Consider the following 24,527-nt stretch of genomic DNA (forward strand, 5'->3'; position numbering starts at 1 on the left):
TTTACGGGGTGCCGAATCCGGCGTCGCTCAGCACCGTCTTGCCCTCGCCGCCGGTGACCGCGGCGATGAAGGCAGCGGCGAGCTCCTTGTTCTTACTCGTGCCGACGGTGGCGATCGGGTAGGTGTTTACGGCCTGTTCCGACTCGGCGAAGGGGATGCCTTTGACCTTGTCGCCGGCGTTCCTGACATCCGTGACATAGACCAGCCCGGCGTCGGCCTCACCCGAGGTGACCTTGCCCAGGACATCCGTGACGGACGATTCCTCGCTGACCGGCGCCAGGGTGGTGCCGGTGGCTTTTTCGACGGTCTCGGCAGCGGCGCCGCAGGGAACCTGCGGTGCGCAGACCACCACCTTCACACCCGGTTTGGCGAGGTCGGCGAAGGAGCTGATCGATGCCGGGTTGGACGGCGGAACCGCGATCTCCAGGACGTTCGTGGCGAAGTTGGCCGGGGCGCCGTCGATCAGTTCCGCATCGGTCAGCTTGGTCATGTTCTTGGTGTCGGCGGAGGCAAAGACGTCGGCCGGGGCGCCCTGGGTGATCTGCGTGACCAGGTCCGAGGAGCCGGCAAAGTTCAAAGTGATTTTGGTGCCGGGGTTCTTCGCCTCGAAGTCGCTGGCCAGCTTGGTGAAGGTCGATTTCAGCGAGGCCGCGGCGTACACGGTGATCGCTCCGGACAGCGTGGGGGTCTCACTGGCCCCGGCGCTGGAGTTGGAACCGGTTCCGGCTGCCCGGGGCGTGCCGGCGGCACAGCCCGCCACGCCCGCGGCCAGGGCGCCGGCCGCCAGCAGTGCGGTGACGTGCTTGCGGGCAGTCCTCATATGATGCTCTTTCCGTGGGGCGTTTCGATGATGACGGTGGTGGCTTTGACCACGGCGGTCGCCACGGATCCAAGCTCCAGGCCCAGTTCCCGGACGGCTTCGCTGCTCATCAGGGACACGACGCGGAAGGGCCCGCACTGCAGCTCAACCTGTGCCATGACTTTGTCAGCGGTGATGCCCGTGACCAGGCCGACGAACCGGTTGCGGGCGGAGCGGCCTATCTTGGTGGGGTCATCGGGAAGCTGTGCCTGGTCGCGGGCCAGGTGGGCAAGTTCCAGGCCGTCCACGGCCAGCCGGCCGGAGTCATCCTTGACCGGGGTCAGGATCCCATTCTCGGTCCAGCGCCGGACGGTGTCGTCACTGACCCCGAGAAATCGTGCTGCTTCGGAGATGCGGATTTTCGGCATGACTCCATAATCACCTATTTGCGGCAATTATGGGGAAACTGATCCGCAAATCAGTAAAGAATCCTCGTTTGGGGTCATCCGAAGTGCAGCCGGGTCCGGCCCCCGGGATCCTCGAACTCAAGGCGCATTTCAGGCCGGCCGGTGGCGCCGCCGCCGGGCGCCGCCCGCTGGGTGGCCACCAGGAGCGACGGCGGGTCGATTTTCCCGCCGCCCGGGACGATAATCGGAGGTGACCGGACAGCTTCTGCCGAGAGGAGCCGGCCGTGGCACCCACCACCCTGCTGGCAGGATTCAGATCTGCGATCGCCGCCCTCACGTTGGGGGTGCTGCTGCTGACCGGAACCGGCTGCTCCTCCGACAACCCCGCGGAAACCACGAAGATCACGCCGGCGACCAACGGGATCAACACCGTGGTCGGTCCGATGAAGCTGGCGGACATGCTCATCCTCTCCCACGGAGCGGACCAGCCCGGACGGATCATGGGCACCGTATTCAACACGTCCGCCAAAGACGCGGTTGTCACCATCTCCGGCGCTTCCGGATCGACGGTATCGATTCCGGTCAAGGCCAACGGCGAAACGTCTTTGGCCCAGCCTCCGGCCATGATGCTGGACCCCACCACGGGATCCCCCGGGTCCCTGGTCACGGTCCGGGTGAGCGAGGACTCCACAGGTAAGTCGGCCGAGCTGCAGCTTCCGGTCCTCGACTCCACGCTGCCCGAATACCAGTCGTACATGCCCGCGACGCCCGGATCCGGGACCGCCTCCGCCAGCCCGTCACCCACGCTGCCCGGGAACACCACCGCTCCATCCGGGACCGGGTCCCCCAGCCCCTCCCCCAGTCCGTAGCCCGAAGCCCGGCCCCAAGCGCCCGACAACCATGGATCTGGCCCCAAAGGCGGCCCCGCCGGCGCAGGAGCAGGACGGGGCTTAGGCAGGCAGGGCCGGTGAACGCCGTCCCTGCCTGCCTGGCAGTCTCGGTGGCTCTGGCTAGGAGAAGCGTCCCGGCCGGAAGGTGGCCAGCATCGGGTGCTTCGTGCCGGTCATGATCTCGCCCGCGAGAAGTTCTCCTGCGATGAGGCCCAGCGTGGCCCCCGAGTGTGTGAAGGCCACGAAGCAGCCGGGCACCTGGCCGAGTTCGCCGAGGACCGGTTCGCCGTCGCCCGGGATGGGCTTGTAGCCGATCTTCCAGGAGGCCGGTTTGAGGTCGGGGTTGCCGCCGATGAGCTTGGATGCTTCATCGGCGAGTTCCTGGACCACGTCATCGGGGATGCTGAAGGAGCCGTCGGCGTGTTCGGCGATGTGCCCTTCATACCAGTCGTGGTCCAGGGCAAGGGTGTTTCCGGGGTTGGGCCGGACGGCGGCCCGGGGGGTGTTCAGCACGGCCTTCAGCTCGTGCTCGACGGGTTTGGTCAGCACCAGCATGGAGACCGGGGATCCGTTGGGGATCTCGACGCCGAGGGAGGCGACGACGGCGGGAGTTGCGGCACCGCATGCCACGAGGACAGCGTCTGACTCGTGGGTTTCGCCTGCGGCCGTCTCGACGCCGGTGGCCCGGCCGCCGTCGACCGTCACGGACACCTTGCCGGCGTTGAGTACGAGTTCACCGCCCAAGGCGTGGAACTCCTCCATCAGGAAGTCCACCAGATCGGGCAGGCTGACCCAGCCCTCACCGGGATTGAAGATGGCGTTCTCCGGAACTTCGGCCGGATCGATGCCGGGGGTGGCTGAAGAAACCCGTCCGGGCGTCAGAAGCTTCGAGTCATAGCCGATGGATTTCTCGTAGCGGTGGCGGGCTTCCGTGGCGGCTTCCTGGCCGGCGGGATTCCACATGAGGCCACCGCCGAACTGCAGCCAGTCCCGGCCGGGGTCCGCGGCGAAGAGCGTGCGGTAGCGGTCCACGCCGGCGACCCGGAGCTGGTGGTACGGTGTGGACCGTTCTCCGGCGGAGTTCAGCCAGGAGAGCGAGCGGCCGGTGGCCTCGCTGGCGAGGCCGTGTTCGGTCAGGAGGATGACGGAGGCGCCGTCGCGGAGCAGGTGGACGGCCGTGGAGACGCCGAGGATGCCGCCGCCGATGACGGCGATGCGCTTGGTTGAGGGCGTGGAGGACATGGGTCTGCCTTTCCTAAAGTAGAGGTATCTGGGGTGTCCGTGAGGGGCACTGGGAGCCGGTGTGCGGGCTATGCGAAGGCGCGGATATTTTGGATGACGCTCAGGACGTCGAGGGACTCTTCGGGGTCGACCGGAAGTGGGCCCTTGCCACGGAGGGCAGTCGCGAGCTCTGCATAGAACAGCGGATAGGCGCCGGGTTCAGATGCGACTGGCCGCAGGTCTCCGTCGACACCCACGGTCCCCCAATGGGTTTGGGGTTCGACGCCGTAGCCCGGCTCCGTGGGTATCGTTCCGGCCGCGAGGGCCGGTTCCTGGCCGTCCAGGCCCCACTTCGTGTAGCCGGACTGGGAGCCCAGGACGTGGAAGCGTGGGCCGACCTGCGCCGTCATGCCGTTCATCCACAACCGTGAGCGGACCCCGGATTCGTGGAGCAGGGACACGAAGGCCTCGGTGTCGGCACCGGCCGGATCCGGGCCGCGGTTCGCCGTTTCGCCGTAGCTTTCGGTCACCGGGCCAAAGAGCTGGATGGCCTGGTCGATCAGGTGGGCACCGAGGTCGTTGAGGATGCCGCCGCCATCGGGCACGGCGGCGGTGTCCCGCCAGTTTCCGAAGCCCTCCGGCCGCCACCATTCGAAGCGCGACTCGAAGCTGCGGACCTCGCCCAGCGCTCCTTCCCCGATAAGCTTCTGAAGCGTCAGGAAATCGGCGTCCCAGCGCCGGTTCTGAAATACCGTGAGCTGCACGCCGGCGTCGGCCGCCCGGGAGATGAGCTCCTGCCCCTGGCCCGGCGTGGTGACGAACGGTTTGTCCACCACCACGTGGAGGCCATGGGCGATGGCCGTTGCGGCGAGGTCGAAGTGGGTCAGCGGTGGCGTTCCGAGGACCACCAGATCGAGGTCACCGGACAGCGCAAACAGGTCCTCCGGCGTCGGGACGATCCGGGTGTCCGGGTAGAGCCTTGCCGCCTCCGAGGCGCGGTCCTGATCCGCCGTGACGATCACGTCCAGCGAGTAGTTGGCATCCGCCGCGATCAGCGGTGCGTGGAAGACTTTGCCCGAGATGCCGAACCCCACGACGGCGGTGCGGATGGGTGCTGCCGCGGTGTTTCCCTTCAGGGTCTCCATCAGAGCACTTCCGAGAGGAATCGCTGGAGGCGTTCGCTTTGCGGGTTGTCGAAGAGGTCGGCGGGCGTGCCGGACTCGACGACCTCGCCTTCGTCCATGAAGACAACCTGGTCGGCGACTTTGCGGGCAAAACCCATCTCGTGCGTGACCACCAGCATGGTCATGCCGCGGCGGCCCAGGCCTGCCATGAGGTTCAGCACGCCCTTGACCAGTTCCGGGTCCAGGGCGCTGGTGGCCTCGTCGAAGAGCATGACTTCCGGTTCCATGGCCAGGGCTCGGGCAATCGCGACGCGCTGCTGCTGTCCGCCGGAGAGGTCGCGGGGGCGGTGGTCGGCGCGTTCGGCAAGACCGACCTCGGCTAGGCGGCGCCGGGCGCGTTCCCTGGCTTCGGCCTTGGGCATGCCCTTGACGCTCCAGAGGGCCAGCGCCACGTTCTCGAGGGCGGTGTGGTCCGGGAAGAGGTTGAAGTGCTGGAACACCATGCCGATGCGGCTGCGCAGGAGGTCCGGTTTGACCTGCAGGGCGCTCTCGCCGGCCAGGAGCACGTCCCCGCTCTTGGGTTCGTGAAGCCGGTTGACGCCGCGCAGGAGAGTGGATTTGCCGGAGCCGGAGGGCCCGATGATGCAGGTGGTGGTGCCCGGGGCGACGTTGAGGCTGACATTGCGGAGCACCTCGACGTCGCCGTAGGCCATGGTCAGGTTCTTCAGTTCCAGGCTGGAGCCGTGGAACGTCTCGATGTCCGGGACTGATTCTTTGGCATTGCTGGCGGTGTTGGTGCTGCTTGCGGTGTTGCTGGCGAGGCTCATGTGTTGCTCCCGGTGGTCAGCGGTGAAGCCGCGGCGAGTTCTTTGACTTCCTTGAGACCGCTGCTGGGTGCGGCGGGGCGGCGTCGGCCGGTGCGGAAGCGGTTATCGAAGTAATTGACCAGATGGGTCAGCGGAACCGTGATCAGCAGGTAGAAGATGCCGGCCATGACCAGGGGCGAGAGGTTGCCGGAAAGCACGGCGGCGTCCTGGCCCACGCGGAAGAGCTCGCGTTCCGTGACCAGCAGGCCCAGGAAATAAACCAGCGAGGAGTCCTTGACGATCGCGATGAACTGGTTCACCAGCGCTGGCAGGACCCGGCGGACTCCTTGCGGAACCACCACCAGGGCCATGGACTTCGCGTAGCTCATGCCCAGCGCGCGGCAGGCCTCACCCTGGCCTTTGTCCACGCTCTGGATACCGGCGCGGAAGATCTCCCCGATGTAGGCGCTGGCGATCAGGCTCAGGGCGATGATCCCCAGGGGGTAGGGCGAGGGACCGAAGATCGATTGGCTGAAGCGGGCGAAACCCTGGCCGATCAGCAGGATGGTCAGGATGGCGGGGAGTCCGCGGAAGAGGTCCGTGTAAATCCGGGCCGGAACCCGAAGCCACCGCGAGGGAGATATCCCCATCACGGCGACGACCATGCCGAGGGCAACGCCGATGATGGTCGCCGCAACGGAGATGATGAGGGTATTGAGGAGACCGACTCCCAGAAGCTGGGGCAGGACCTCGGCCATTGCGCCGAAGTCGAAGAAGGTGCGGGTGATGGTGCTTAACCAGTCCATGGTTGCTCTCAGACGTAGATAGCTTGTGGAACCCGGCGGGCCGCGCAGTGCGGCCCGCCCGGTCAGGTGGCAGCCGGGCTATGTGCCGACGTGCCGATGGTTCGGTGCCTGTTGGTTGCCGGCCGCTTACTTGCTGGGCCGTTTACTTGCTCGGCGCAGGCGTTGCCGTCTGCTCAGCTTTCGGCAGGTACTGCTCGGGCATCGGGGAGCCCGGGAACCACTTCTGGTAGAGCTTCTTCCAGGTGCCGTCCTCCATGGCTGCGGCAAGGCCCTTATTGAGGGCGTCCTTGAAAGCGGTCTTGCCCTTGGCCACGGCGAAGCCGGCGGGAGCGTCGAAGGACGGGATGTCCGCGGCGCTGATCAGCCCGTACTGCGTTTCATAGGCCTTGGCGGCCTCGTAGTCCAGGAAGTGTGCATCAACGGATCCACTGTTGACGGCGGCGATCGCGGTGTTGTTGTCCGGGAAGCGCACCAGGCTCGCGGAGGTGAAGTTCTTGACCGCGTAAGCCTCCTGCAGCGTTCCCTGCACGACGCCGAGACGCTTTCCGCCGAGGCCGTCGGCGCCGGTGATGCCCGAGGTTTTCGTGGTGATGACGGTCAAGTAGCCGGCCAGGTAGCCATCGGAGAAGTCGACGGTTTGTTTGCGCTTGTCAGTGATGCCGATCGCCGCAACGCCGGCGTCGAACTGGCCGTTGGAGACGGCCGCGAGCAGCCCGGAGAAGTCCTGTCCGGTGAAGACGACCTTGTCCACTCCGGCGCGGTGGGCGACGTCTTTGAAGAGCTCGACGTCGAAGCCGGTGAAGTTACCCTGGGCGTCGGCAAAGGTATAGGGCTTCGAATCACCCAGGCTGGCAACGCGGATGGTGCCGGCTTCAATCAGGCCGTAGGGGTTGTCCGCCGGCGAGGACGAGGCGGATGAGCTGCCTCCGCAGCCGGAGAGTGCCAGGACCGCGGCAACAGCAGCGGCGATGAGCGCCCCGGGGCGCATTTTGTTTCCTGTGTTCACAGCGTTTCCAATCGTGGGGGTGAGCAGCGGGGCAGGCAGGCAGTGGGCCCCGTGGAGTGGGACTTTATCGATGGAAGTCTTGCTGAGTCCGGTCTCAGTCCCTAGGATTGAGACCGGACTCACATCGATTGCTAGAAATGTAATCGAAGCCACATCAGGCGTCAAGGGTCCGCTACGAAAGGCCGTAATGAATAGTGATGCTTCCCGGCGCCGCGATGTCACTGTCGCCGACGTCGCCAAAGCAGCCCAGGTTTCCAAGGCCCAGGCCGCCCGCGCCCTGGGCAACTACGGGGCCGTGAGCGACGACGTGCGTGAGCGGGTGCTGGCTGCCGCCGAGGAACTGGAGTACCGGCCCAACGAGCTCGCCCGCAGCATGAACACCGGGAAATCGCACACCATCGGGGTGGTGGTCGGCGACATCGAAAACCCCCATTTCGGCCTGGCCACGCGGGGCATTACGGATACCGCCAAGCGGAGTGGATTCAATGTCATCCTGATCAATACGGACGAGGATACCGAGGCGGAAATCGACGCCGTCAGGGTGCTCCTCGACAAGCGCGTTGACGGCCTGATCGTGGCACCCGCGTCTTCCGTGGAAACGCAACATTTACGGCGCGTTTACGAATCCGGCCGTCCGCTGGTCCTTTTGGACCGCAAGGCGCCAGGGCTCGACGTCGACACCGTGGCGGTGGACATGGAGGAAATCTCCCATGAATCCACCAGCTATTTGCTCAAGTCCGGCCACCGGAGGATCGCCTTCGTCTCCACGCTGAAAACAGCCGGGCCGTACCACGACGGCATGCAGCTGGACTCGTCCCAGATCTCGGACCGGCGCGACGGCATGAAACGCGCATTCGAGGAGGCGGGGCTGGACCTGCCCGTCGATCTGATCCGCCTCAACGCCGGCGACGACGAGTCCATCAAGAAGATCACCCGCGAGCTGGTGCAGCGCCCTGACCCGGCGACGGCGATCATCGCCTCCGACGGGCTGATCGGCCTCAGCGTGGTGGAAGCGATCCACGAGCTCGGCCTCTCCATTCCGGGTGATGTCTCCTTCCTCATGTATGACGACTTCGCCTGGACGCGCCTGACCACGCCCCCGCTCACGGTTATCGCCCAGCCTGTCTACGACATGGGCGTAGCGGCCGCGTCAGCCCTGATCCGGCAGATCGAAGGCCGCAAGGCACCGGCGGCCGCACCGACATTCACGGCCGCACTGATCCGCCGCGGCTCGGTCGCGGCCCCGCGGGCGGCCCGCGAGCACACTTAGTCCGCTTGCGGGCGCCATTGGGCGCCTCGACCCAAAGGACAGGGCTTAGTTCTCTGGCGCGGTCCCGGGCCGGCGGATTCACTGAACTGCAGGGGAACGTTTGGTGCAATCGGCGGAGGGAGCGTGATCCCTGTGGGCGGACCCATCCGACTGCTGGAATCGGGCCGCCCTCACGCTGCGCCCACGGAAACGGGCGCCGATCCGCCATGGAGCTGACGGTCATTGTCCTCATCACCGCCCTCCTGTTCGCGTGGGCGCTGGTGTCGGCGCGGCTGCAGCAGGCGGACCTGACCGCTCCTATTGTGTTCACCGCTGTCGGCGCAGCCCTGGCCTGGTCCGGGCTGGTTAGTGGCCCGTCGCCCTTGGCGAGTATCACCCCGGTTGTCGAGGTCACCCTGGTGTGGGTGCTCTTCTCCGACGCCGCCCGCTTGCCGCTCCAGCAATTGCGCCAAGACGTGAGCCGCTACGTGCGGCTGCTGGGAGTCGGTCTGCCGCTGACGATTGTGTTCGGGTGGGCCCTGGCCGCTTGGTTCTTTCCCCAGTTCGGGTTCTGGCTGGCCCTCCTCGTCGGTGCTGCGCTTGCCCCTACCGACGCCGCACTCGGAATACCCGTGGTGACGAATCCGGCGGTGCCGTCGCGGATCCGCCAGCTGATCACGGTCGAAAGCGGCCTCAACGACGGCATCGCCACCCCGGTCGTCATGCTCGCCATCGCCGGCGCGGCCGCCGCAGCAGGCCTGGAGAGCGCCGAAGGCCCAGGCAGCGCGGCCATGGAGCTGCTCATCGGCGCCGGTGTCGGCGCAGCGGCCGGCGCCGCGGGAGGGTGGCTGCTCCAGCTGGCCCGCCGGCGCGGGACCGCAACCGAGGATTTCGCCGGCATCGGCGTCCTGGCCCTGAGCCTGCTCTCCTACAGCGCCGCACTCGCGGTGGGCGGCAACGGCTTCGTCGCCGCGTTCTGCGCCGGGCTGGCGTTCGGCACCTGCGCCGGGGAACGGGGGCCGGCCGAACTGGCTTTCGTTGAGCAGATGAGCGGCCTGGTGTCCCTGCTCGTGTGGCTGGCCTTCGGAGCCATCACCGTGCCGATCATGCTGGAGCACTCCCTCCCCCTGACCATCGCGTATGCCGTGCTCAGCCTCACGGTGGTGCGGATGCTGCCGGTGGCGCTGGCCTCAATTGGCGCCGGCCTCGACCGGAAAACCGTCCTGTTCGTGGGCTGGTTCGGCCCGCGCGGACTGGCGTCGCTCGTGTTCGCGCTGCTGGCGCTGGAAGCCCTTGGACCATTGTCCGATCAGGCTGTGGCCGTCATTGCCGCCACCGTACTGCTCAGCGTCCTGGCCCACGGCTTCAGCGCCGCACCGTTGGCTGCCCGCTACGGACGGGCCGCTGCCGCAGCGGGACCGGAGCCCGGCGGACCGGTGCCGGTCTCTCCGGCCCCCGCCCGGGGGCTGAGCCGCATGCACATCCACCCTCCGCATTTTCGGTCGAAGCGGTCCCGTCCCTAGACCGCACTGAACCGTCCGCGCCGGACTCGGGTGCCGTCGTCGCCGTCCACGTTCCGGCACAGCGGCTGTGATGAGTCTCACGCGCAAATTTCGCCATCTGGCTTGAGCCTCCCGCGCGGCGCTGTGCACTATGGAAAGGCAAGGCAGGGACTGCGACGTTCCTGCCGGTGCAGCCTGACGAATTTCTGCGACGTTCCGCGTCCGCAGTAAACGCCGGGCACCCATCCTGGTGGACGCAATGAGGCCAAACCGGTGAGCTCGCAGAGCTGCCCACGGTCTCAGGCGTTCCTGGTTTGGCCCCTACGGCGGCTCCGCATCGGTGCGGCAGCCGGACATCCGGATTCATGAAATGGAAGCACTGAACAATGACGTTTGAAACTGCCAACTCTGTAACCCACAAGCTCTGGGACCGCTCCACCATGCACCACGAGCTGGACGCGCTGGTCCACGAGCTCTCCGAGCGCCACAACACAGCCAAGAGCAACATCGCGGTCCACGCCAGCGGCCCGAACACCTTCACCCTCAGCCTGAACCACGGCGCCTAAAGCCCGGGTTCCAGGCAGCAAAGCCAAACGACGACGGCGGGAGCCGCCTCCCGCCGTCGTCGTTTGGCGTTTAAGCCCGCGGATCAACCGGCGCCCACGGCCCCGCGCATTTCCGTCTTGACCCGGTACATGTCCTGATCTGCGGCCAGCAGCAGGGCCGTGGCCAGTTCTTTGTGCGCGGCCGGATCAGCGTCCGCCGGGACAGCCGTTTCCGCCTGGCCAACGGACATGCCCAGCCGGAGCTCGCTCCCCGCGATGGTGATGGCGCCGGCCAGGCAGCTCCGGACGCGCTCCGCAACCGCCTCGAGCTCCGCCGCGTGCTCCAGCCGAGGGATCAGGACAACGAACTCGTCCCCGCTGTAGCGTGTGACGGTGTCCGCGCCGCGCACGGCCTGGGAGAGCATCAGCGCCACGTGTTCCAGGACCTGGTCGCCGGCCGCGTGGCCCAGGGTGTCGTTGACCTGCTTGAACTTATTGACGTCGCAAAAGAGCACGCCGACGCGGTTCCGCTGTTCGCCGGCGCTGGCCAGGGCCCCCAGCAGGTTTTCCTCGAGGTGCCGCCGGTTCGGTAGGCCGGTCAGCGGGTCATGCAGCGCCCGATGGTGGGCTTCCCGCAGGAGCGCGGCGCGGTCCGCCTCGGCATCCTCGAGTTGCCGGTGAGCGCTGGCCAGTTCGCGCTCATACCGCCGCCGCTCGGGGGCAGCGAAAAAGATCATCAAATCCCTCGGTTCTGCCCCGTCCACGGTCCGGGTGACGGACAGCAGGACGGGCCTGCGCTGCCCGTCCTGTCCCAACAGCTCGATCGAGAGTTCGGCGAGGTGCCCGTCGCGTTCCAGCTTCGGCCCGGCGTGCGTCCGGTACATCAGCCTGTCCCCGGCCGGCATGAGGTCCAGGAGGCGGGTGCCGTCGAGGCCGCCTTCGGGGATTCCGGTCCAGGCGCACAAGGTGGCGTTCGCGGCCAGGATGGTCCCGTCGGTACCGGCAACGATGTAGCCGGCGGGCGCCTGGTGGAAGAGTTGCCCGTAGTCGACGGCCGTGGTGCTGGTCCGGGTCATGCCGGCTTCAGGAATTCGAGGATGGCGGCAGACGTTTCCGCCGGCGCGCTGCTTTGCGGGAAGTGGCCTGTGGCCGCAAGCCGGACCAGGGTGCTGTTCGGGAGCGCGTGGTGCAGGTAGGTTCCCACGTGGTCCGGCGTGACGACGTCGTCGGTGCTTTGCAGGACCAGCACCGGGATGGTGACCTCGCCGAGCAGGTGCCGGACATCGGAAAGGAACGCCACCCGGGCAAAGTCACGGGCAACCCGGGGGCTGATCCGCCCGAAGCTGCCCTGGATCTCATGCTCCAGTTCGGGAGCGTGCGGCGTATTCATGTAGACGGGGGCCATCGACTCGGCCCAGACCACATAGTTGGCATCCAGGGATTCGAAGACGTCGTCGATGTCCTGCCGGGTGAACCCTCCCACGTAGCCGTCCTCGGGGTGGTCAAGATAGCTCGGCGAGGCCGTGACCAGCACGAGCCGGCCGAACCTGCGCCCTGCATCCCGGGCGGCCGCGCTGACGGCCATCATCGACCCGACGCTGTGGCCGATGAGGGTCACGTCCTGCAGGTCGAGTTCGCCGCAGACTTCCACCAGGTCATCTACGTAGGCGTCAAGGGCGGAGTAGGTGGCCGAATCGTAGGCGGACTGGTCGGAGCCGCCGGAGCCCACATGGTCCAGCAGAACCACCCGGTAGCGGTCGGTGAACCGGGGCAGAATCTTGCCCCACATGCTCTGGTCGGTGCCGAACCCGTGGGCGAACACCAGCGCCGGGCCGTCTTCTGGCCCATGCACCTGGACGTTGTTGCGCGCTGCCGCACCGGACATCATCGGCCAACCTGCTCTTCCAATTCACACATGGACCCACCTATCGAGACCGACGGCTGCACAATTCGTCCGGGCCTCGGGCCCAGAAAAATCCGTCCGGCGCCTGCAGGCGCCGCCCCACGAAAATTCCCATATTACAAGGATGTGTTTCGACGACGTGGATCCATCTTAGTCCGGTGGGCTGCGGGCCCGGACATGCGTCTTCGCAGGTCACGCGGGGTTTCTGGCGTGGATGCTTACAGTCGAAAACTGGCCGTAGCAAGCTGTTCCTGCGCGCGCGGCCGATCCCGGATACACGTATGGACCTCCTGTTCCCGCCATGAGGTCCGGCACACGGCGGCAACTGGGCAACCAAGCGGGCACCCCTGGCACGCGCCGCCCTCCTGCTGGCACACTGAGCCGATGAGTGATCCCCTCCCCCAGTCCCGGCGGCCTGGCATCCGTGCCGCGATGTTCGTAGACTTCGACAACGTCTATACCGGCCTGATGGCCTTGGACCCGGCGGCCGCGAAGAGGTTCGCCGAGGACCCCAAGCACTGGACGGAGGCGCTGGCCGCCGGCGGCGCGGGCGACGAATCCCGGCGCTTCCTGATCCGCAACTGCTACCTCAATCCGGTGATCTACTCCAAGTACCGGCCGTACTGGACCCGCGCGGGCTTCCGGGTGATCGACTGCCCCTCCCTGACCCAGCGGGGCAAGTCCAGCACCGATATCAACCTGGTGCTGGAAGCAATGGATGCCCTGGCCGGCGCGGCACATATTGAGGAGTTCTTCGTCGCGTCTGCCGACGCCGACTTCACGTCGCTGGTCCAGCGGTTCCGGGCGGCCGACCGCATGACCACCGTCATCGCTGCCGGCGCCGTGGCGTTCGCGTACCGGGAGATGGCCGACAGCGTGGTGGAGTCCCACGATTTCGTGGCAATCCTCAACGGGACCGCGGCCGGCATCCCCCGCATGGTCCCGTCCGCCGGACTTGGCACCCCGCTCCGCACCGCCCAGGGCACTCCCGGGTCCGCGACGTCGGCCGCCGACGAGGTCCGGGCCCTGGTGCAGGCCGCGCCGGGTCCGGTCACGGGAGCGGTCGCGGCGCACCGGGCCCTGACCGCGGACCCGTCGCTGAAGACCGATTGGGGCGGGCACGGCAAGTTCGGGGCCTGGATCGCCCAGATCGGCCAGGGCATCCAATACTCGTCCACGCCGTCGCCCGGCTGGGTGTGGGACGCGAAGCGGTTTTCCCCGGAGCCCTCCTCGCTGGCCTCCGACGCCCGGCCCGCGATCGAGGAGCAGGTCACCCGGGTCACGGACGTTCCGGCGCTGTCGGCAGAACAGTTCAGACAGGTCTTCCTGTCCCTGGCGGCGAAGCTGCGCGACCATTCGGGCAACCGCAGCGAATTGGCACGCTCCGTCCGGGACGACTGCGTGGCGGCCGGGCAGCCAGTGTCCCGCTCTGCCGTCAACTTCGTGATCCAGGGCGTGGTGTACGCCGGCGGCTCCCTCGCAGAGGACATCTCAGCGGCGGAACTCGCTGCCGCGTGGACCAGAAACGTGGAAGAGCTGTGCCGGCTGGCCCTCATGGAGTTCGACGACGCCGAAAAGCTCGCGCTCCGGCGCTGGGCCGGCGGCGGGCTGCTGGAGTCCGGCCCCGGCGGCTCCCGGGCGTAGCGAACCTCCCGCCGTCGTGGGCTTGCGCCGGGTGCCAAACCGATCCACAGTGTGATCTATCGACATCGGGTACTCCCAAACGAATTCGGAAAGGAGCTGGAAATGCCCAACGACCTTACGGAGCTGGTCAGCGTCCGGTACATGGTGGCCGACGTCGATGCCGCGGTCGACTTCTATACAACCCATCTCGGATTCACCGTCAGGATGAGCGCCGCGCCGGCGTTCGCAGACGTCACCCGCGGCCGGTTGCGGCTCCTCCTGAGCGGGCCGGCCAGCTCGGCAGGCCGTCCCATGCCGGACGGCACGGTGCCCGTCCCGGGAGGCTGGAACCGCATTCACCTCATCGTGGGCGATATCGCGGCCGAAGTGGAGCGGTTGCGCGCCACGGGCGTCTCGTTCCGGAACGACATTGTCAAGGGCCCGGGCGGACAGCAGATCCTGCTGGAGGACCCGTCCGGGAACGTTGTCGAGTTGTTCCAGCCCGCCGGCGAATAGCGGCCGTTTAACACACAAGCGGACGACGGAGGGATTTCTTTTCACCGAGGTCGCCTAGCTGGGCTCCCGTTCCTGTCTAATGGGGAGCCCAGCTGCGCTTGGGTCCGGCTGACGGAAGACCTGAGGAGATCTCCCGGAGCGGGGACATCTTCGCTACGGCTTCAGGACCACCTTGATGCAGCCGTCTTCCTTTTTCTGGAAGATCTCGTAGGCGGCCGCGGCACCGTCGAGGTCGACCTCGTGAGTCTTCAGGTCCATGACGCCGAGCGGGTCTGCGGAATCTTCCACGAGCGGGAGCAGCTCGTCCGTCCACCGGCGGACGTTGCACTGGCCCATCCGGAGTTGGATCTGCTTGTCGAACATGCTCAGCAGGGGCATGGGGCTCGCTGTACCCCCGTACACCCCGCTTAGCGAAACGGTGCCTCCCCGGCGCACGGAGTCGATCGCTGCATGGAGGACCGTCATGCGGTCTACGCCCGCAGTCTCCATGGCCTTCCTTGCCAAGGCATCCGGCAAGAGCCCCACTGCATTCTGTGCAAAGGCGCCGACGGGCGAATTGTGCGCTTCCATGCCGACGGCGTCGACGACCGCGTCGGGGCCCCTTCCATCCGTCATATCGCGAAGCTGGTCACTGACGTCCTTTGTGAAATCGATCGTTTCCACCCCGTGCCGCTCGGCCATGCGGCGGCGTTCCGGAACCGGCTCGATGGCGATGACGCGCTGACCCAGGTGTCGACCGACGCGGCTGGCGAACTGCCCCACCGGGCCGAGCCCAAAGACGGCCAGGGTGCCGCCGGCGGGGACGTCGGCGTATTTCACTCCCTGCCAGGCGGTGGGAAGAATATCGGAGAGGTAGAGGTACCGCTCATCGGGCAGTTCGTGCCCGACCTTTATCGGCCCGTAGTCGGCGTGGGGCACGCGCAGGTATTCCGCCTGCCCACCGGGGACCGAACCGTAGAGCTCGGAGAACCCGAACAGGCTCGCCCCGCTGTTGTGGGCATGGACCTGGGTGGTTTCACACTGGGACTGCAGCCCCTGTTTGCACATCCAGCAATGGCCGCAGGAGATGTTGAAGGGGATGACCACCCTGTCGCCCGGCTTGAGGTTCCTGACCTCGGAGCCGACCTCCTCCACGACGCCCATGGGTTCGTGCCCCAGGATGTCGCCGGCCTTCATATAGGGGCCAAGGACCTCGTACAGGTGGAGGTCCGAGCCGCATATGGCCGATGAGGTGATCCTGACGATGGCGTCCGTCCCCTTCTCAATGACCGGATCCGGAACCATCTCCACGCTGACCGACCGCTTTCCCTGCCAGGTAAGTGCCCTCATATTCGCTCCTTCAGTCGCAACCAAATTAGTAAGTCTACTGACCAATAAGATCATTCCTTGTTCGCGCCCGGATGGGAAGGAGCGTCGGTCTGAGTCCTACGAGCCCGGCGACTTAGATGGTCGGACCGCATCAACCAATTTGATCCAGGTCCCGGAAGAGGACTGAAAGTTTCATCCGCTGCAATTTTCTTGTCGGGCTGCTGTTTTACCCTGGACGCAGCCCGGGAAAGCTCATAGCCGGGACTGAGGTCGGCCCGGCTGGCGATGAGCTCGTTCGAAGGGCGGGAGCCCGCGGCTGAGGGCAGGATGCGGCCACGGCCTGGCCGCCCTGGCCGCCCGCCCCAAATAGCCGCCCGGCGGCTCGGCGGCACCTTCGCGCAAAGCGGACGACGGCGGGACTCCCGGCCGTCGTCCGCTGCGTTTGGCCACCCCGGTTTCGCTCCGATCTGGGCTGCCGCAGCCGCACGCTCACTGCTGTCGCATGGGAGTATTCACCTATGACTATCGATAATGATGCTGCCAACCTCCCGGCGCAATTGGACTCTCGCGGCACAGACGACTCGATCGAAGTCAGCCGTGGCTGGGACCACATCGGGGCCATCATTGTCGATGCGACCCTGCAGCGGCGACAGAACTACCACGCGACCGTCAGGCCGCGCGTTGTCGCTCTGGTCGGGGCATGGCCTGATGCCGCCACGACCAGTGGATTCCGGCGGCGCCTCGATACCGGGGCGCTTTCCGAAGTTATCAGCTGGCCGTCCCCTGGCCGTCTCGCCCAGGTAGAGGACATGACGCGCGTGTTCGAGAGCCAGGGCATCGAGACTGTAGTCGAACTCCGAGGAGCACTTGGTGACGACGCCAGCAGAGCCGTTCTCCGGGAGGCTCTTGGGGCCGTGCGGCATGTCAGTTCCAAAACGCTCGATTACATTGACACCCTTTGCGGAGTGTCAACGGGCGGGGCCGTCGAAGAGTAAAAAGCGGGGAGCGGTCCAGGTTCGCCAGCGGACTCCAGGTCCACCCCGAGCGGCGGAGCTGTGGGCACTCAAACGTCGATTGTGACAATGGCACAGGAGGCTGCCGAGTCTGCACGGGCGCCGGATTTTAAGCTGACGGCCCGGGAGACGCAGCAGCACATCTTGGTTGCGGAATGCTGCTGGCGTTCGCTGTAGAAGACATCGCGGTGGTCGATAGAGCCCCGCAGGCCGAACAAACGCACTTCACACAGTCCGCATTCGCCCTTGCGGCAGTCGAACATCATGTCGACGCCGGCGTCCTCGAGCGCTTCCAGCATGGACTTTCCGGCGAGGACGGTTGCCTCGACGCCCAGGCGGGGCACGCGCACCACGAACTCCTCGGGGTCGAACCAGCCGCTGTTGCCAAAGGTCTCGTAGCGGAGGTTTGTCACGTTGAGCGCCCGGGCATCCCAGCCCCGTTTGACGGCGTCCATGAGCCGGATGGGGCCGCACATGTACAACTCAGTGTCCGGCTCAATCGTGGCCAGCAGCTCATCTACGTTGAGTGCTGTGCCTTCATCGTCCACGTGGACTCGCAGCGCGTCGCCATGCAGCTGCTCCAATTGCGCCAGGTAGGCCATGGCGGGGCGGCTGCGGCCGGCGTACACGAAGGTGTAGTCGGCCTTGATGTTTCGGAGCACCCGGGCCATGTTGATCATGGCGGTGATGCCGATCCCGCCAGCCAGCAGTACGTAGCGCGGAGCGCCGATCCGCAGAGGGAAATTCTGCAGCGGCTGCGTGATCTCCAGCCGGTCGCCTTGCTCTAGGGCCTGCATGAAGTGGGAGCCGCCCCGGGATTGAGGGGCCCTGAAGACGCTGATCGCCACACGTCGGCCGTCCCCGCTCGAATCGACGATGGAGTAGGAGCGCCTGTGCTGCTCGCCGTTGATCGAGACCATCACGTCAATGTGTGAGCCCGGCTCGGCTTTCATGGGCCTGGACTGTTCCAGGACCAGGCGCCGGGTCTTTGCGGTAATGTCCTCCGCCTCGACCACAGTGCCGATCTGCCAGACTTCGATGTTCGTTGCAGCCATGTCTTCTTCTAACTTCCTGGGATCGGGCGATCCGGTCAGGCGGTGGGGATCAGTCGGCCTTCGGCGGCGAGTTGTCGCTCTATCAGCCGTCGCACCCACATGCCGCCCGCGTCGATGTTGAGGTTGTAGAACTCGTAGTCCGGGTTGGCGTCGATAGCATTCTGCTGGGCCGCCAGCATTTCTTCGTCCTCGCCGAACACGCCGTGTACGCCGTTGCGCAGCTGGGTGGTGATCAGCTGGCTTTCCAGCCGGTAGTTGCGCATGAAGGCCCAGAAGTAGTGGCATGTTTTGGCGCTTTCCGGCGAAATCGTGTTCATCACGAAGCCGTTGACGCCCTGGCTGCGGTCGCCTTCGGGGGCGCCAGTGCCCGCCTTGGCTACTCCGACGTCGATGTTGATGGTCGAGGGCGACTGGAAGGTGATGATCTGCCAGCGGTCAACCCGCCCTTCGAAACCCGGGAACTTGTCCCGCATGTTTTTGAGCCAGAACGGCGGAGCCTCGATGTCGAGCATCCAGCGCGATACCGTGACGGTGTTGTCGTCATGGGTCACGACGAAATCGGACTCACTCAGCTCGTCCTGGCCGATCGAGGAAGAGTGGACGAATTCCTCATGGGTGAGGTCCATCAGGTTGTCCAGAACGAGCTGGTAGTTGCACGGCGCCAAGATGGTCTCGCCATCACCGGCCCAATCATCCGAGCTCATTTGGTGCATGTCCGGGATAAGGGCCGGATCCGCGAGGGTGGCATCCCCCAGCCACACCCACACATAGCGGTAGCGCTCGATCACGGGGAAAGACGGTACGGTGGCGCTGGGATTAATGGTTTCCTGGGCGGGCATGGAGACACAGCGGCCGGCGGAGTTGTAGATAATGCCGTGGTACGGGCACTGGATTTGGTCCTTGCCGAGGGTCTTGCCCATGGACAGCGGGGCTAGGCGGTGCCAGCAGGCGTCCGCCAGCGCCACTGCCTTGCCATCCTCGGTGCGGTACAGGGCGAGCGGGCGGTCCGCAATCCGGCGCGACATCGGCTTGCGGGTTACCTCGTGGTCCCACGCGGCGACATACCAGGCGTTAAGCGGATAACCAAGCACTTTGTTCGTTGTAGAGCTCATGGACTGCATCAGCGCGGTCATGATCGATCCTTCCCCTCACGGTATACCTATGCTCATAGGTAGTGGCTTGGATCACAGCATAACTATGTTGATAGGTAGTGGCAAGGCCCCCCAGCTGCCCCCATAAGCGAACCGCAGAAGGGGACGGCAAAAGGCCCGGACACCCGGGCGGGCGTCCGGGCCTTTCGGCACTCAAGACTCGAGCTTGTCTATCAGTTCCAGGCCGCGCCTGGCCCACTCGATCTCCGCTTTGGCGCGTTCGATCATGCCTTCATAGGTGAAGATTTTGTAGCCGGCAATCTTGGCCCGGTCCTCCTCAGGCGCGGCCTCGAGGCGGCGCGCAAGCGTGGGGTTGCTCCGGTCTTCCAAGGCGGCAACCATGTCCTGCCATTGCTGCGCGCGGGAGGAGTGATAGGCAATATGGGCGCGCATCTGCGCTCGCGCGGCTTCGGGGTCGGCCCACTCAAGGTAGGCCGCCTTAAGATGGATCGGGTCACGCTCCCGGGCGTAGTCCAGGGTGGTATTCATCCATGCCCGGAAAGCCTCGACTCCTTCCGGAGTGATGTGATAGCGCTTCTTTTTGCCTTTCTTGCCCCAGGGCTCTTCCACTCCGCTCAGCAGGCCATCCTTTTCCATTCGCCGGAGTTCGGGATAGATCTGCGAGTCCGGTGCGTGCCAGACGTAGCCGACGGATTGTTCAAAGTGCTTGAAAACGTCATAGCCCGTGAGGGGCTGAGACGTCAGCAGCGCAAGCAGGGCATAACGCAAACTCACCCGTCACCGATCCTCTCCGTCAGGGCGCCCTGCTGCCGATGCCTTGCGGCAGGGCCGGGCGCCGCCTCCATTAAACCCCTTGTCAACTAACTACGTTCATAGTTATGCTGTGTCCCGCGCCACATTTACCTATCAGTATAGATAGTTTCCCGGCTGCCAGCCTTCAACGACGAGGCCCGGCCTCCGCCTCCAGAAGAGCCACCAGATCTTCTGCACCTCAGTTTCAGCATCTGCCCGGACCGTCCGTGGCCTCTAGAAAGTAGTCCCATGCAACTTCAAGAACGCATCGACGCGTCCCGTATGTCTCTGTATCAATGGCTGATCGTGGGCCTGTGCATCGTCCTAAACGCCCTCGATGGCTTCGATGTGCTGGCCATGGCCTTCACCGCCAACAGCGTGACCCGGGACTTCGGCCTTAGCGGCGCCGAACTGGGTATCCTGCTAAGCGCCGGACTGGTCGGGATGGCCATCGGCTCGCTGGGTCTCGCGCCCTTTGCCGATGTCATCGGGCGCCGGCCCATGGTCCTGATTTCGGTCGGTCTCGCAACTGCCGGGATGCTGCTGGCCTCCGTAGCGCACTCTGCCGTGGAACTCGGGATTTGGCGCGTGGTCACGGGCCTCGGTATCGGCGGGATACTCGCCTGCACAAATGTCATCGCCAGCGAGTACTCCTCCAAGCGCTGGCGCGGGCTGGCCATCAGCATCTACACCGCGGGATATGGCATCGGGGCAACGCTCGGCGGCGCAGCGGCGGTGACTCTGCAGGCCAGCTTCGGCTGGCGTTCTGTGTTTCTATTCGGCGGCATCTGCACTGCCGCCGTCTTCGTACTGCTCGCTGTCCTTCTGCCCGAGTCTGTGGACTTCCTCGCTAACCGGCGTCCCCGCAATGTCTTGGACCGCCTGAACAGGATCGCGCGCAAGATCGGACAGCCCGCCGTCACCGAACTGCCCGCAGTGGCGGCCAAGAATGATCGCAGGAACAAGGTCTCCGAACTGTTCACAGCCGGCAACCGCCGCTCCACCTGGCTCGTCTGGCTTGCCTTCTTTGCCACCATGTTCGGTTTCTACTTCGTGAACAGCTGGACCCCGCGGCTCCTCGTCACGGCCGGCATGACCGAAAGCCAGGGAGTCGTCGGCGGGCTGATGCTGACCTTAGGCGGCACCTTCGGGTCGTTGCTCTATGGACTGCTGACCATCCGCTGGAACAGCCGGAAGGTGATGGTCATCTTCGCCGTCCTGTCGGCGGCCACCATGGTGATGTTCATTTCCACCGCGGGTATGCTGGTCCTCGCCTTCGTCGCGGGCGGCGTTGTCGGCATGCTCATCAACGGCTGCATCGCGGGCATGTACACAATTACCCCGGCGCTCTATGGCGCTTCCGTCCGGAGCACCGGCGTGGGCTGGGCCATCGGGATAGGCCGCGTTGGTGCCATCGTCGCTCCGCTCATCACCGGAGCCCTGCTCGACGCGCATTGGACAGCGTCCATGCTGTACATGGGCGTCGGCGTAGTAGTCCTGGTGGCAGGCGGCGCAGTCGCGGCAATGCGGCCATCCCAGCAAGATGGCGACGCCCTAATCGACGGAGAGAAGGAACTAGCTCTGCCTGCATAATCCAGGGTCAATGTGCGAGGCTCAGACGGCCGTAGGCGATGTTGTTCCGGATGCTCCCGCCGAATCAGACGGCAGCACAACGCTATGCGCCTCAACGCCGACGAAACCAGACCCACACAGTGCGGACGACGGCGGGACTTCCCGCCGTCGTCCGCTCCTCCCTGCTGAACCCACAGCACATGACTCTGCGGCCCGCCATCCCTTGAACGCGTCGACGGTCTTGTAGCTAACCCGGTGGGGGGAGAGCGCCATAGGTATTTGCCAGCGCATGAGGATTGACGGGCCTGTCCGCGTCGGACGCGGATGGCTCCCAGGTGTCGTAGGGTCCCTCAGGTCTGGTCCTCTGTGGAGGCGGCGCGCAGGTCGGGGTCCACGCCCCTGGTTCGCTGCGTATCCACGGACGGCACCGGCTCGTTATCCGCACGGTGAAAATAGAGCCAGGCCGCGACTCCCGCGCTCACCGCGACGGCCGCCACTCCGGCAATCACCCAGGCCTTCCCGGACGCCGTCCGCCGCGACTTAGCCCGCGCGGGTGCCGTGACAACACTCGGTGCAACCCGTTTCAGGCCCTCTTGAACACGGGGAGCCAGAGTTTCCACTCCACCGGCGAGGTCGTCAGCGAGCCGCCGTAGTCCGGTCTGGATCCTCGGAGACGCAGATTCAATCCCGGCATCGAGCCCGGCCACCACTCTTTTCAATGCCGCCTCGACTCCGGGAGTGGCCCACTCCCTCCCCTCGGTGAGCTGAGAGATGAGATTCTCTGAAAGATGGCGGATCTGGTCGGCCTGGTTCTTGGGTGTTGCCGTGCGCATTAGTGCCTCCTCGATGTGGTGGATGCCCATAGCCTACGGCGGTCGGCACCGTAGAAACAGGCCCTTCCGGCCGCAGCCACCACGAATGCCCGGGTTCCTCGGTGCGCTCCCTTCCTACAGGAAGGCGGACGACGGCGGGACTTCCCGCCGTCGTCCGCCTGCCGTTTGGTGAGGTGCTTTACAGCGCGGACCAGCCGCCGTCGGAGGCGAGGATGGCGCCGTTGATGTTGGTGCCGTCGTCGCTGAGCAGGAACGTGATGGACGCGGCGAGCTGCGCGGCGGTGGCGGGCGTCGGGACGGTGGCCTGCATCAGCGGGCCGAGGCGTTCGGCCGCGAGCTGGGACCCCCAGTTGGCCACGATGTTGGTGATGGTGGGGCCGGGGGCCACGGCGTTGAAGCGCAGGCCCTTCGGCCCGTACATCACGGCCGAGTTCTTGGTCAGGCCGACGACGGCGTGCTTGGACGCGGTGTAGGCGGCGCCGGCGGCGGACCCGCGCAGGCCGGCCTCGGAGGCGACGTTGACCACGGAGCCGGTGCCTGCGTCCAGCATCAGCGGCACCACCGCGCGGGTGAGGCGCATGAGGGCGGTGACGTTGATCCGGAAGACGCGGTCCCAGAGCTCGTCGTCCACCTCGTGGATCGGGGCGAAGTTGTCCATGATCCCGGCAACGTTCGCCAGCGCGTCGATGCGTCCGCCGGCGGCAGCGACGACGGCGGCCACGGTCTCCTCGGTGGAGATGTCGCCGGCCACCGGGACCAGGTCCAGGCCGGCGTTCTCGGCCACGAGGTCATCCAGGCGTTCCTTGCTGATGTCGGCGGCGATGACGCGGCCGCCTTCCCTGGCGATGCGCAGGGCGGTGGCCTGGCCGATGCCGGAGGCGGCACCGGTGACGATGACGGTCTTGCCGGCGAACCGGCCGGCGGTGGTGGCTTCCTGCCATGAAGCTTCGTTGCCCATGATGTCCTTCCAGACGTTGCTGACGGTGATGCCGCCCAGCTTATGACACTCTGTGTCATTATGTAAGGGTGAATACTGGTGGGATGCCTTCGGATGCTGTGACCACCGCTGTCCCGCGCTCCGCCGGGCGGCCGGTGACGATTGATCCCGACGCCGTGGCCGCCATCGCGCTGCGGCTGTTCGCCGAGCGCGGCTACGAGCAGACCTCCATGGAGGACATCGCCCGCGAGGCCGGGATCGGGCGCAAGAGCCTGTACCGCTACTTCGCCAGCAAGGCCGAGCTCGTCTGGGGCGGCATGGAACCGGTCATCGAGGCCTCGGGCCGGGTTCTGGATTCGGCCCGCGTTGACGGCGCGGCCGACGGCGGCCTCCTGGCGGGGCTGCGCTACGCGGCGGTTGCCGGCGTTGCTGTCCTGCCCGACCTGGCACTCACGCGCGGCCGGCTGCGGCTGATCGCCGAGCACCCCGAGCTGGCCAGCCGGAGCTACGAGTCCCTGGCGCCGCAGCGCGAGCGGACCAGGGCCTACCTGGTGTCAGCGGGAGTCCGCGAGGATGTCGCGGGGTATCTGTGTGCCGCGCTGATCGGCGCGACGTTCGAGGCCTGGATGCAGTGGGCCGCCGGGACGGACCCGGACCCGGTGCCGTATCTGGTGGCAGCGGTGGGGGTATTGCGGGTGCCGGAGTCGACGCGGGCGGGGTGACAATGGGGAGATGAGATCCGCATCGAACCGAAGACGGCCGAACGGCCGCCGCCTGCCGGTCCGGACCCGGGGTCCCGCCGTCGTGGTTTGGCTGGTGCTGCGGTGAGCAGATTCGTCCTGATCCCCGGAGCGGGCGGCGCGGCCTGGTACTGGAGCCGCATCGTTCCGCTGCTGCAGGGGGCCGGCCACGAAGCCGTCGCTGTCGATCTGCCCGGCGACGATGAAAGCGCCGGGCTGCCCGAGTACGCGCGCCTGGTGCTCGAAGCCGTCGGTGGACGCCAGGACGTGGTGCTCGTTGCGCAGTCGCTGGGTGGCTTCACCGCCCCGCTCGTGTGCGAAAAAGCCCCCGTCGCCGGGCTTGTCCTCGTGAATGCGATGATCCCCGTACCGGGCGAGACTCCCGGCGCATGGTGGGGAAACACCGGCTGGGCTGCGGCGCAGCAAAGCGCGGCCCAGGCCCACGGGTACAGTGCCGAGTTCGACACGGACACCTATTTCCTGCACGACGTTCCGCCGGAAGTGGCCGCGGAAGGCGAACCGCATCAACGCCCCGAAGCAGAGGCGGTGTTCGAATCGGTCTGCACGTTCACGGCCTGGCCCGGGATCCCGACCCGCGTCCTGGCCGGAGAGGGAGACCGCTTCTTTCCGCTGGACTTCCAACAGCGGCTCGCCCGCGAACGCCTCGGCATAGAGCCCGACGTCCTGCCCGGCGGCCATCTCCTCGCCCTGGCAAATCCCGACGGTGTGGCCGATTACCTGCTGCGCCGCTGAACGTGGGAATTCCGG

Annotated in this window: 25 protein-coding genes; 10 read left to right on the forward strand and 15 right to left on the reverse strand. The window is 66.2% G+C overall.

The window, feature by feature from the left end:
- Window position 1: 1 nt before the first annotated feature.
- Together modA and AC1D1A_RS13700 are read right to left on the reverse strand one after the other, a co-directional pair.
- Window positions 2–820: a molybdate ABC transporter substrate-binding protein gene (gene modA, locus AC1D1A_RS13695; protein ID WP_476858114.1), complete on the reverse strand. Its 819-nt coding sequence runs from the start codon at window positions 818–820 to the stop codon at window positions 2–4.
- Window positions 817–1,227: a TOBE domain-containing protein gene (locus AC1D1A_RS13700; RefSeq protein WP_476858113.1), complete on the reverse strand. Its 411-nt coding sequence runs from the start codon at window positions 1,225–1,227 to the stop codon at window positions 817–819. The genes modA and AC1D1A_RS13700 overlap by 4 nt, the downstream gene beginning before the upstream one ends.
- A 263-nt stretch (window positions 1,228–1,490) precedes the next feature.
- On the opposite strand from AC1D1A_RS13700, the gene AC1D1A_RS13705 reads away from it, so the two are divergent.
- Window positions 1,491–2,075 carry a hypothetical protein gene (locus AC1D1A_RS13705; protein ID WP_476858112.1) on the forward strand — a complete coding sequence of 195 codons (585 nt, stop codon included), beginning with the start codon at window positions 1,491–1,493 and terminating at the stop codon, window positions 2,073–2,075.
- Between the two features lie 141 nt (window positions 2,076–2,216).
- Here AC1D1A_RS13705 and AC1D1A_RS13710 read toward each other — a convergent pair whose 3' ends face one another.
- The 5 genes from AC1D1A_RS13710 to AC1D1A_RS13730 all read right to left on the reverse strand — a co-directional run bounded on the left by AC1D1A_RS13710 (window position 2,217) and on the right by AC1D1A_RS13730 (window position 7,041).
- On the reverse strand, window positions 2,217–3,338 hold the full coding sequence (locus tag AC1D1A_RS13710; protein ID WP_476858111.1) for an NAD(P)/FAD-dependent oxidoreductase: 1,122 nt from the start codon (window positions 3,336–3,338) through the stop codon (window positions 2,217–2,219).
- Between the two features lie 68 nt (window positions 3,339–3,406).
- A complete protein-coding gene (locus AC1D1A_RS13715) occupies window positions 3,407–4,462 on the reverse strand; it encodes a Gfo/Idh/MocA family protein (RefSeq protein ID WP_476858110.1) in 1,056 nt (351 codons plus the stop codon).
- Window positions 4,462–5,268 carry an amino acid ABC transporter ATP-binding protein gene (locus tag AC1D1A_RS13720; RefSeq protein WP_476858109.1) on the reverse strand — a complete coding sequence of 269 codons (807 nt, stop codon included), beginning with the start codon at window positions 5,266–5,268 and terminating at the stop codon, window positions 4,462–4,464. The genes AC1D1A_RS13715 and AC1D1A_RS13720 overlap by 1 nt, the downstream gene beginning before the upstream one ends.
- Complete coding sequence (locus AC1D1A_RS13725; protein WP_018775513.1) at window positions 5,265–6,053, reverse strand: amino acid ABC transporter permease; 789 nt, start codon at window positions 6,051–6,053, stop codon at window positions 5,265–5,267. Before AC1D1A_RS13725 ends, AC1D1A_RS13720 begins: the two co-directional genes overlap by 4 nt.
- Before the next feature lie 142 nt (window positions 6,054–6,195).
- Window positions 6,196–7,041: an ABC transporter substrate-binding protein gene (locus tag AC1D1A_RS13730; protein WP_223913949.1), complete on the reverse strand. Its 846-nt coding sequence runs from the start codon at window positions 7,039–7,041 to the stop codon at window positions 6,196–6,198.
- A 205-nt stretch (window positions 7,042–7,246) separates the two neighbouring features.
- On the opposite strand from AC1D1A_RS13730, the gene AC1D1A_RS13735 reads away from it, so the two are divergent.
- The 3 genes from AC1D1A_RS13735 (at window position 7,247) to AC1D1A_RS13745 (ending at window position 10,376) form a co-directional block, all read left to right on the forward strand.
- A complete protein-coding gene (locus AC1D1A_RS13735) occupies window positions 7,247–8,329 on the forward strand; it encodes a LacI family DNA-binding transcriptional regulator (RefSeq protein ID WP_476858108.1) in 1,083 nt (360 codons plus the stop codon).
- 206 nt (window positions 8,330–8,535) lie between these two features.
- Window positions 8,536–9,831 (forward strand): cation:proton antiporter, encoded by a 1,296-nt coding sequence (locus AC1D1A_RS13740; RefSeq protein ID WP_230008941.1) that lies wholly within the window; start codon window positions 8,536–8,538, stop codon window positions 9,829–9,831.
- 365 nt (window positions 9,832–10,196) lie between these two features.
- Window positions 10,197–10,376, forward strand: coding sequence for a hypothetical protein (locus AC1D1A_RS13745; protein ID WP_018775517.1), 180 nt, complete (start codon window positions 10,197–10,199; stop codon window positions 10,374–10,376).
- 83 nt (window positions 10,377–10,459) lie between these two features.
- Here the strand turns inward: AC1D1A_RS13745 and AC1D1A_RS13750 are convergent, their stop codons facing one another.
- Both AC1D1A_RS13750 and AC1D1A_RS13755 read right to left on the reverse strand, forming a co-directional pair.
- The gene (locus AC1D1A_RS13750) at window positions 10,460–11,431 is read right to left on the reverse strand and encodes a PAS domain-containing protein (RefSeq protein WP_476873417.1); all 972 of its coding nucleotides are present in this window, start codon (window positions 11,429–11,431) and stop codon (window positions 10,460–10,462) included.
- Window positions 11,428–12,243, reverse strand: coding sequence for an alpha/beta fold hydrolase (locus AC1D1A_RS13755; protein WP_476947937.1), 816 nt, complete (start codon window positions 12,241–12,243; stop codon window positions 11,428–11,430). Before AC1D1A_RS13755 ends, AC1D1A_RS13750 begins: the two co-directional genes overlap by 4 nt.
- A gap of 399 nt (window positions 12,244–12,642) precedes the next feature.
- On the opposite strand from AC1D1A_RS13755, the gene AC1D1A_RS13760 reads away from it, so the two are divergent.
- The gene (locus AC1D1A_RS13760; protein WP_476947938.1) at window positions 12,643–13,902 is read left to right on the forward strand and encodes an NYN domain-containing protein; all 1,260 of its coding nucleotides are present in this window, start codon (window positions 12,643–12,645) and stop codon (window positions 13,900–13,902) included.
- Between the two features lie 102 nt (window positions 13,903–14,004).
- A complete protein-coding gene (locus tag AC1D1A_RS13765) occupies window positions 14,005–14,397 on the forward strand; it encodes a VOC family protein (RefSeq protein WP_476873420.1) in 393 nt (130 codons plus the stop codon).
- A gap of 153 nt (window positions 14,398–14,550) precedes the next feature.
- On the opposite strand, the gene AC1D1A_RS13770 is transcribed toward AC1D1A_RS13765, so the two are convergent.
- On the reverse strand, window positions 14,551–15,726 hold the full coding sequence (locus AC1D1A_RS13770; protein WP_476947939.1) for a zinc-dependent alcohol dehydrogenase: 1,176 nt from the start codon (window positions 15,724–15,726) through the stop codon (window positions 14,551–14,553).
- Window positions 15,727–16,223: 497 nt separating this feature from the next.
- On the opposite strand from AC1D1A_RS13770, the gene AC1D1A_RS13775 reads away from it, so the two are divergent.
- Window positions 16,224–16,700, forward strand: a complete 477-nt coding sequence (locus AC1D1A_RS13775) for a hypothetical protein (RefSeq protein WP_476947940.1) — start codon at window positions 16,224–16,226, stop codon at window positions 16,698–16,700.
- A gap of 68 nt (window positions 16,701–16,768) precedes the next feature.
- Here AC1D1A_RS13775 and AC1D1A_RS13780 read toward each other — a convergent pair whose 3' ends face one another.
- The 3 genes from AC1D1A_RS13780 to AC1D1A_RS13790 all read right to left on the reverse strand — a co-directional run bounded on the left by AC1D1A_RS13780 (window position 16,769) and on the right by AC1D1A_RS13790 (window position 19,659).
- Window positions 16,769–17,773, reverse strand: a complete 1,005-nt coding sequence (locus AC1D1A_RS13780) for a PDR/VanB family oxidoreductase (RefSeq protein WP_476947941.1) — start codon at window positions 17,771–17,773, stop codon at window positions 16,769–16,771.
- A 35-nt stretch (window positions 17,774–17,808) separates the two neighbouring features.
- Window positions 17,809–18,906 carry an aromatic ring-hydroxylating oxygenase subunit alpha gene (locus AC1D1A_RS13785; protein ID WP_028277775.1) on the reverse strand — a complete coding sequence of 366 codons (1,098 nt, stop codon included), beginning with the start codon at window positions 18,904–18,906 and terminating at the stop codon, window positions 17,809–17,811.
- Between the two features lie 171 nt (window positions 18,907–19,077).
- Window positions 19,078–19,659 (reverse strand): PadR family transcriptional regulator, encoded by a 582-nt coding sequence (locus AC1D1A_RS13790; RefSeq protein ID WP_476849676.1) that lies wholly within the window; start codon window positions 19,657–19,659, stop codon window positions 19,078–19,080.
- Between the two features lie 267 nt (window positions 19,660–19,926).
- Between AC1D1A_RS13790 and AC1D1A_RS13795 the strand changes: the two genes are divergently transcribed.
- Window positions 19,927–21,270: an MFS transporter gene (locus AC1D1A_RS13795; protein WP_043436471.1), complete on the forward strand. Its 1,344-nt coding sequence runs from the start codon at window positions 19,927–19,929 to the stop codon at window positions 21,268–21,270.
- Between the two features lie 329 nt (window positions 21,271–21,599).
- Here AC1D1A_RS13795 and AC1D1A_RS13800 read toward each other — a convergent pair whose 3' ends face one another.
- Both AC1D1A_RS13800 and AC1D1A_RS13805 read right to left on the reverse strand, forming a co-directional pair.
- Window positions 21,600–22,082, reverse strand: coding sequence for a hypothetical protein (locus AC1D1A_RS13800; RefSeq protein ID WP_476947942.1), 483 nt, complete (start codon window positions 22,080–22,082; stop codon window positions 21,600–21,602).
- Between the two features lie 178 nt (window positions 22,083–22,260).
- Window positions 22,261–23,040, reverse strand: coding sequence for an SDR family NAD(P)-dependent oxidoreductase (locus AC1D1A_RS13805; protein WP_476947943.1), 780 nt, complete (start codon window positions 23,038–23,040; stop codon window positions 22,261–22,263).
- A gap of 83 nt (window positions 23,041–23,123) precedes the next feature.
- Between AC1D1A_RS13805 and AC1D1A_RS13810 the strand changes: the two genes are divergently transcribed.
- Together AC1D1A_RS13810 and AC1D1A_RS13815 are read left to right on the forward strand one after the other, a co-directional pair.
- Window positions 23,124–23,741, forward strand: a complete 618-nt coding sequence (locus AC1D1A_RS13810) for a TetR family transcriptional regulator (protein WP_476947944.1) — start codon at window positions 23,124–23,126, stop codon at window positions 23,739–23,741.
- A 102-nt stretch (window positions 23,742–23,843) separates the two neighbouring features.
- The gene (locus AC1D1A_RS13815; protein ID WP_476849681.1) at window positions 23,844–24,512 is read left to right on the forward strand and encodes an alpha/beta fold hydrolase; all 669 of its coding nucleotides are present in this window, start codon (window positions 23,844–23,846) and stop codon (window positions 24,510–24,512) included.
- Window positions 24,513–24,527 lie beyond the last annotated feature (15 nt).

It is taken from the genome of Arthrobacter sp. P1_B9, from assembly GCF_056406495.1.

Excerpts from the sequence above, each read along its gene's own strand:
- modA (WP_476858114.1), bottom strand. The coding sequence starts at position 820 with ATGAGGACTGCCCGCAAGCACGTCACCGCACTGCTGGCGGCCGGCGCC.
- AC1D1A_RS13700 (WP_476858113.1), bottom strand. The coding sequence starts at position 1,227 with ATGCCGAAAATCCGCATCTCCGAAGCAGCACGATTTCTCGGGGTCAGT.
- AC1D1A_RS13710 (WP_476858111.1), bottom strand. The coding sequence starts at position 3,338 with ATGTCCTCCACGCCCTCAACCAAGCGCATCGCCGTCATCGGCGGCGGC.
- AC1D1A_RS13715 (WP_476858110.1), bottom strand. The coding sequence starts at position 4,462 with ATGGAGACCCTGAAGGGAAACACCGCGGCAGCACCCATCCGCACCGCC.
- AC1D1A_RS13720 (WP_476858109.1), bottom strand. The coding sequence starts at position 5,268 with ATGAGCCTCGCCAGCAACACCGCAAGCAGCACCAACACCGCCAGCAAT.
- AC1D1A_RS13725 (WP_018775513.1), bottom strand. The coding sequence starts at position 6,053 with ATGGACTGGTTAAGCACCATCACCCGCACCTTCTTCGACTTCGGCGCA.
- AC1D1A_RS13730 (WP_223913949.1), bottom strand. The coding sequence starts at position 7,041 with ATGCGCCCCGGGGCGCTCATCGCCGCTGCTGTTGCCGCGGTCCTGGCA.
- AC1D1A_RS13735 (WP_476858108.1), top strand. The coding sequence starts at position 7,247 with ATGAATAGTGATGCTTCCCGGCGCCGCGATGTCACTGTCGCCGACGTC.
- AC1D1A_RS13740 (WP_230008941.1), top strand. The coding sequence starts at position 8,536 with ATGGAGCTGACGGTCATTGTCCTCATCACCGCCCTCCTGTTCGCGTGG.
- AC1D1A_RS13745 (WP_018775517.1), top strand. The coding sequence starts at position 10,197 with ATGACGTTTGAAACTGCCAACTCTGTAACCCACAAGCTCTGGGACCGC.
- AC1D1A_RS13750 (WP_476873417.1), bottom strand. The coding sequence starts at position 11,431 with ATGACCCGGACCAGCACCACGGCCGTCGACTACGGGCAACTCTTCCAC.
- AC1D1A_RS13755 (WP_476947937.1), bottom strand. The coding sequence starts at position 12,243 with ATGATGTCCGGTGCGGCAGCGCGCAACAACGTCCAGGTGCATGGGCCA.
- AC1D1A_RS13760 (WP_476947938.1), top strand. The coding sequence starts at position 12,643 with ATGAGTGATCCCCTCCCCCAGTCCCGGCGGCCTGGCATCCGTGCCGCG.
- AC1D1A_RS13765 (WP_476873420.1), top strand. The coding sequence starts at position 14,005 with ATGCCCAACGACCTTACGGAGCTGGTCAGCGTCCGGTACATGGTGGCC.
- AC1D1A_RS13770 (WP_476947939.1), bottom strand. The coding sequence starts at position 15,726 with ATGAGGGCACTTACCTGGCAGGGAAAGCGGTCGGTCAGCGTGGAGATG.
- AC1D1A_RS13775 (WP_476947940.1), top strand. The coding sequence starts at position 16,224 with ATGACTATCGATAATGATGCTGCCAACCTCCCGGCGCAATTGGACTCT.
- AC1D1A_RS13780 (WP_476947941.1), bottom strand. The coding sequence starts at position 17,773 with ATGGCTGCAACGAACATCGAAGTCTGGCAGATCGGCACTGTGGTCGAG.
- AC1D1A_RS13785 (WP_028277775.1), bottom strand. The coding sequence starts at position 18,906 with ATGACCGCGCTGATGCAGTCCATGAGCTCTACAACGAACAAAGTGCTT.
- AC1D1A_RS13795 (WP_043436471.1), top strand. The coding sequence starts at position 19,927 with ATGCAACTTCAAGAACGCATCGACGCGTCCCGTATGTCTCTGTATCAA.
- AC1D1A_RS13800 (WP_476947942.1), bottom strand. The coding sequence starts at position 22,082 with ATGCGCACGGCAACACCCAAGAACCAGGCCGACCAGATCCGCCATCTT.
- AC1D1A_RS13805 (WP_476947943.1), bottom strand. The coding sequence starts at position 23,040 with ATGGGCAACGAAGCTTCATGGCAGGAAGCCACCACCGCCGGCCGGTTC.
- AC1D1A_RS13810 (WP_476947944.1), top strand. The coding sequence starts at position 23,124 with ATGCCTTCGGATGCTGTGACCACCGCTGTCCCGCGCTCCGCCGGGCGG.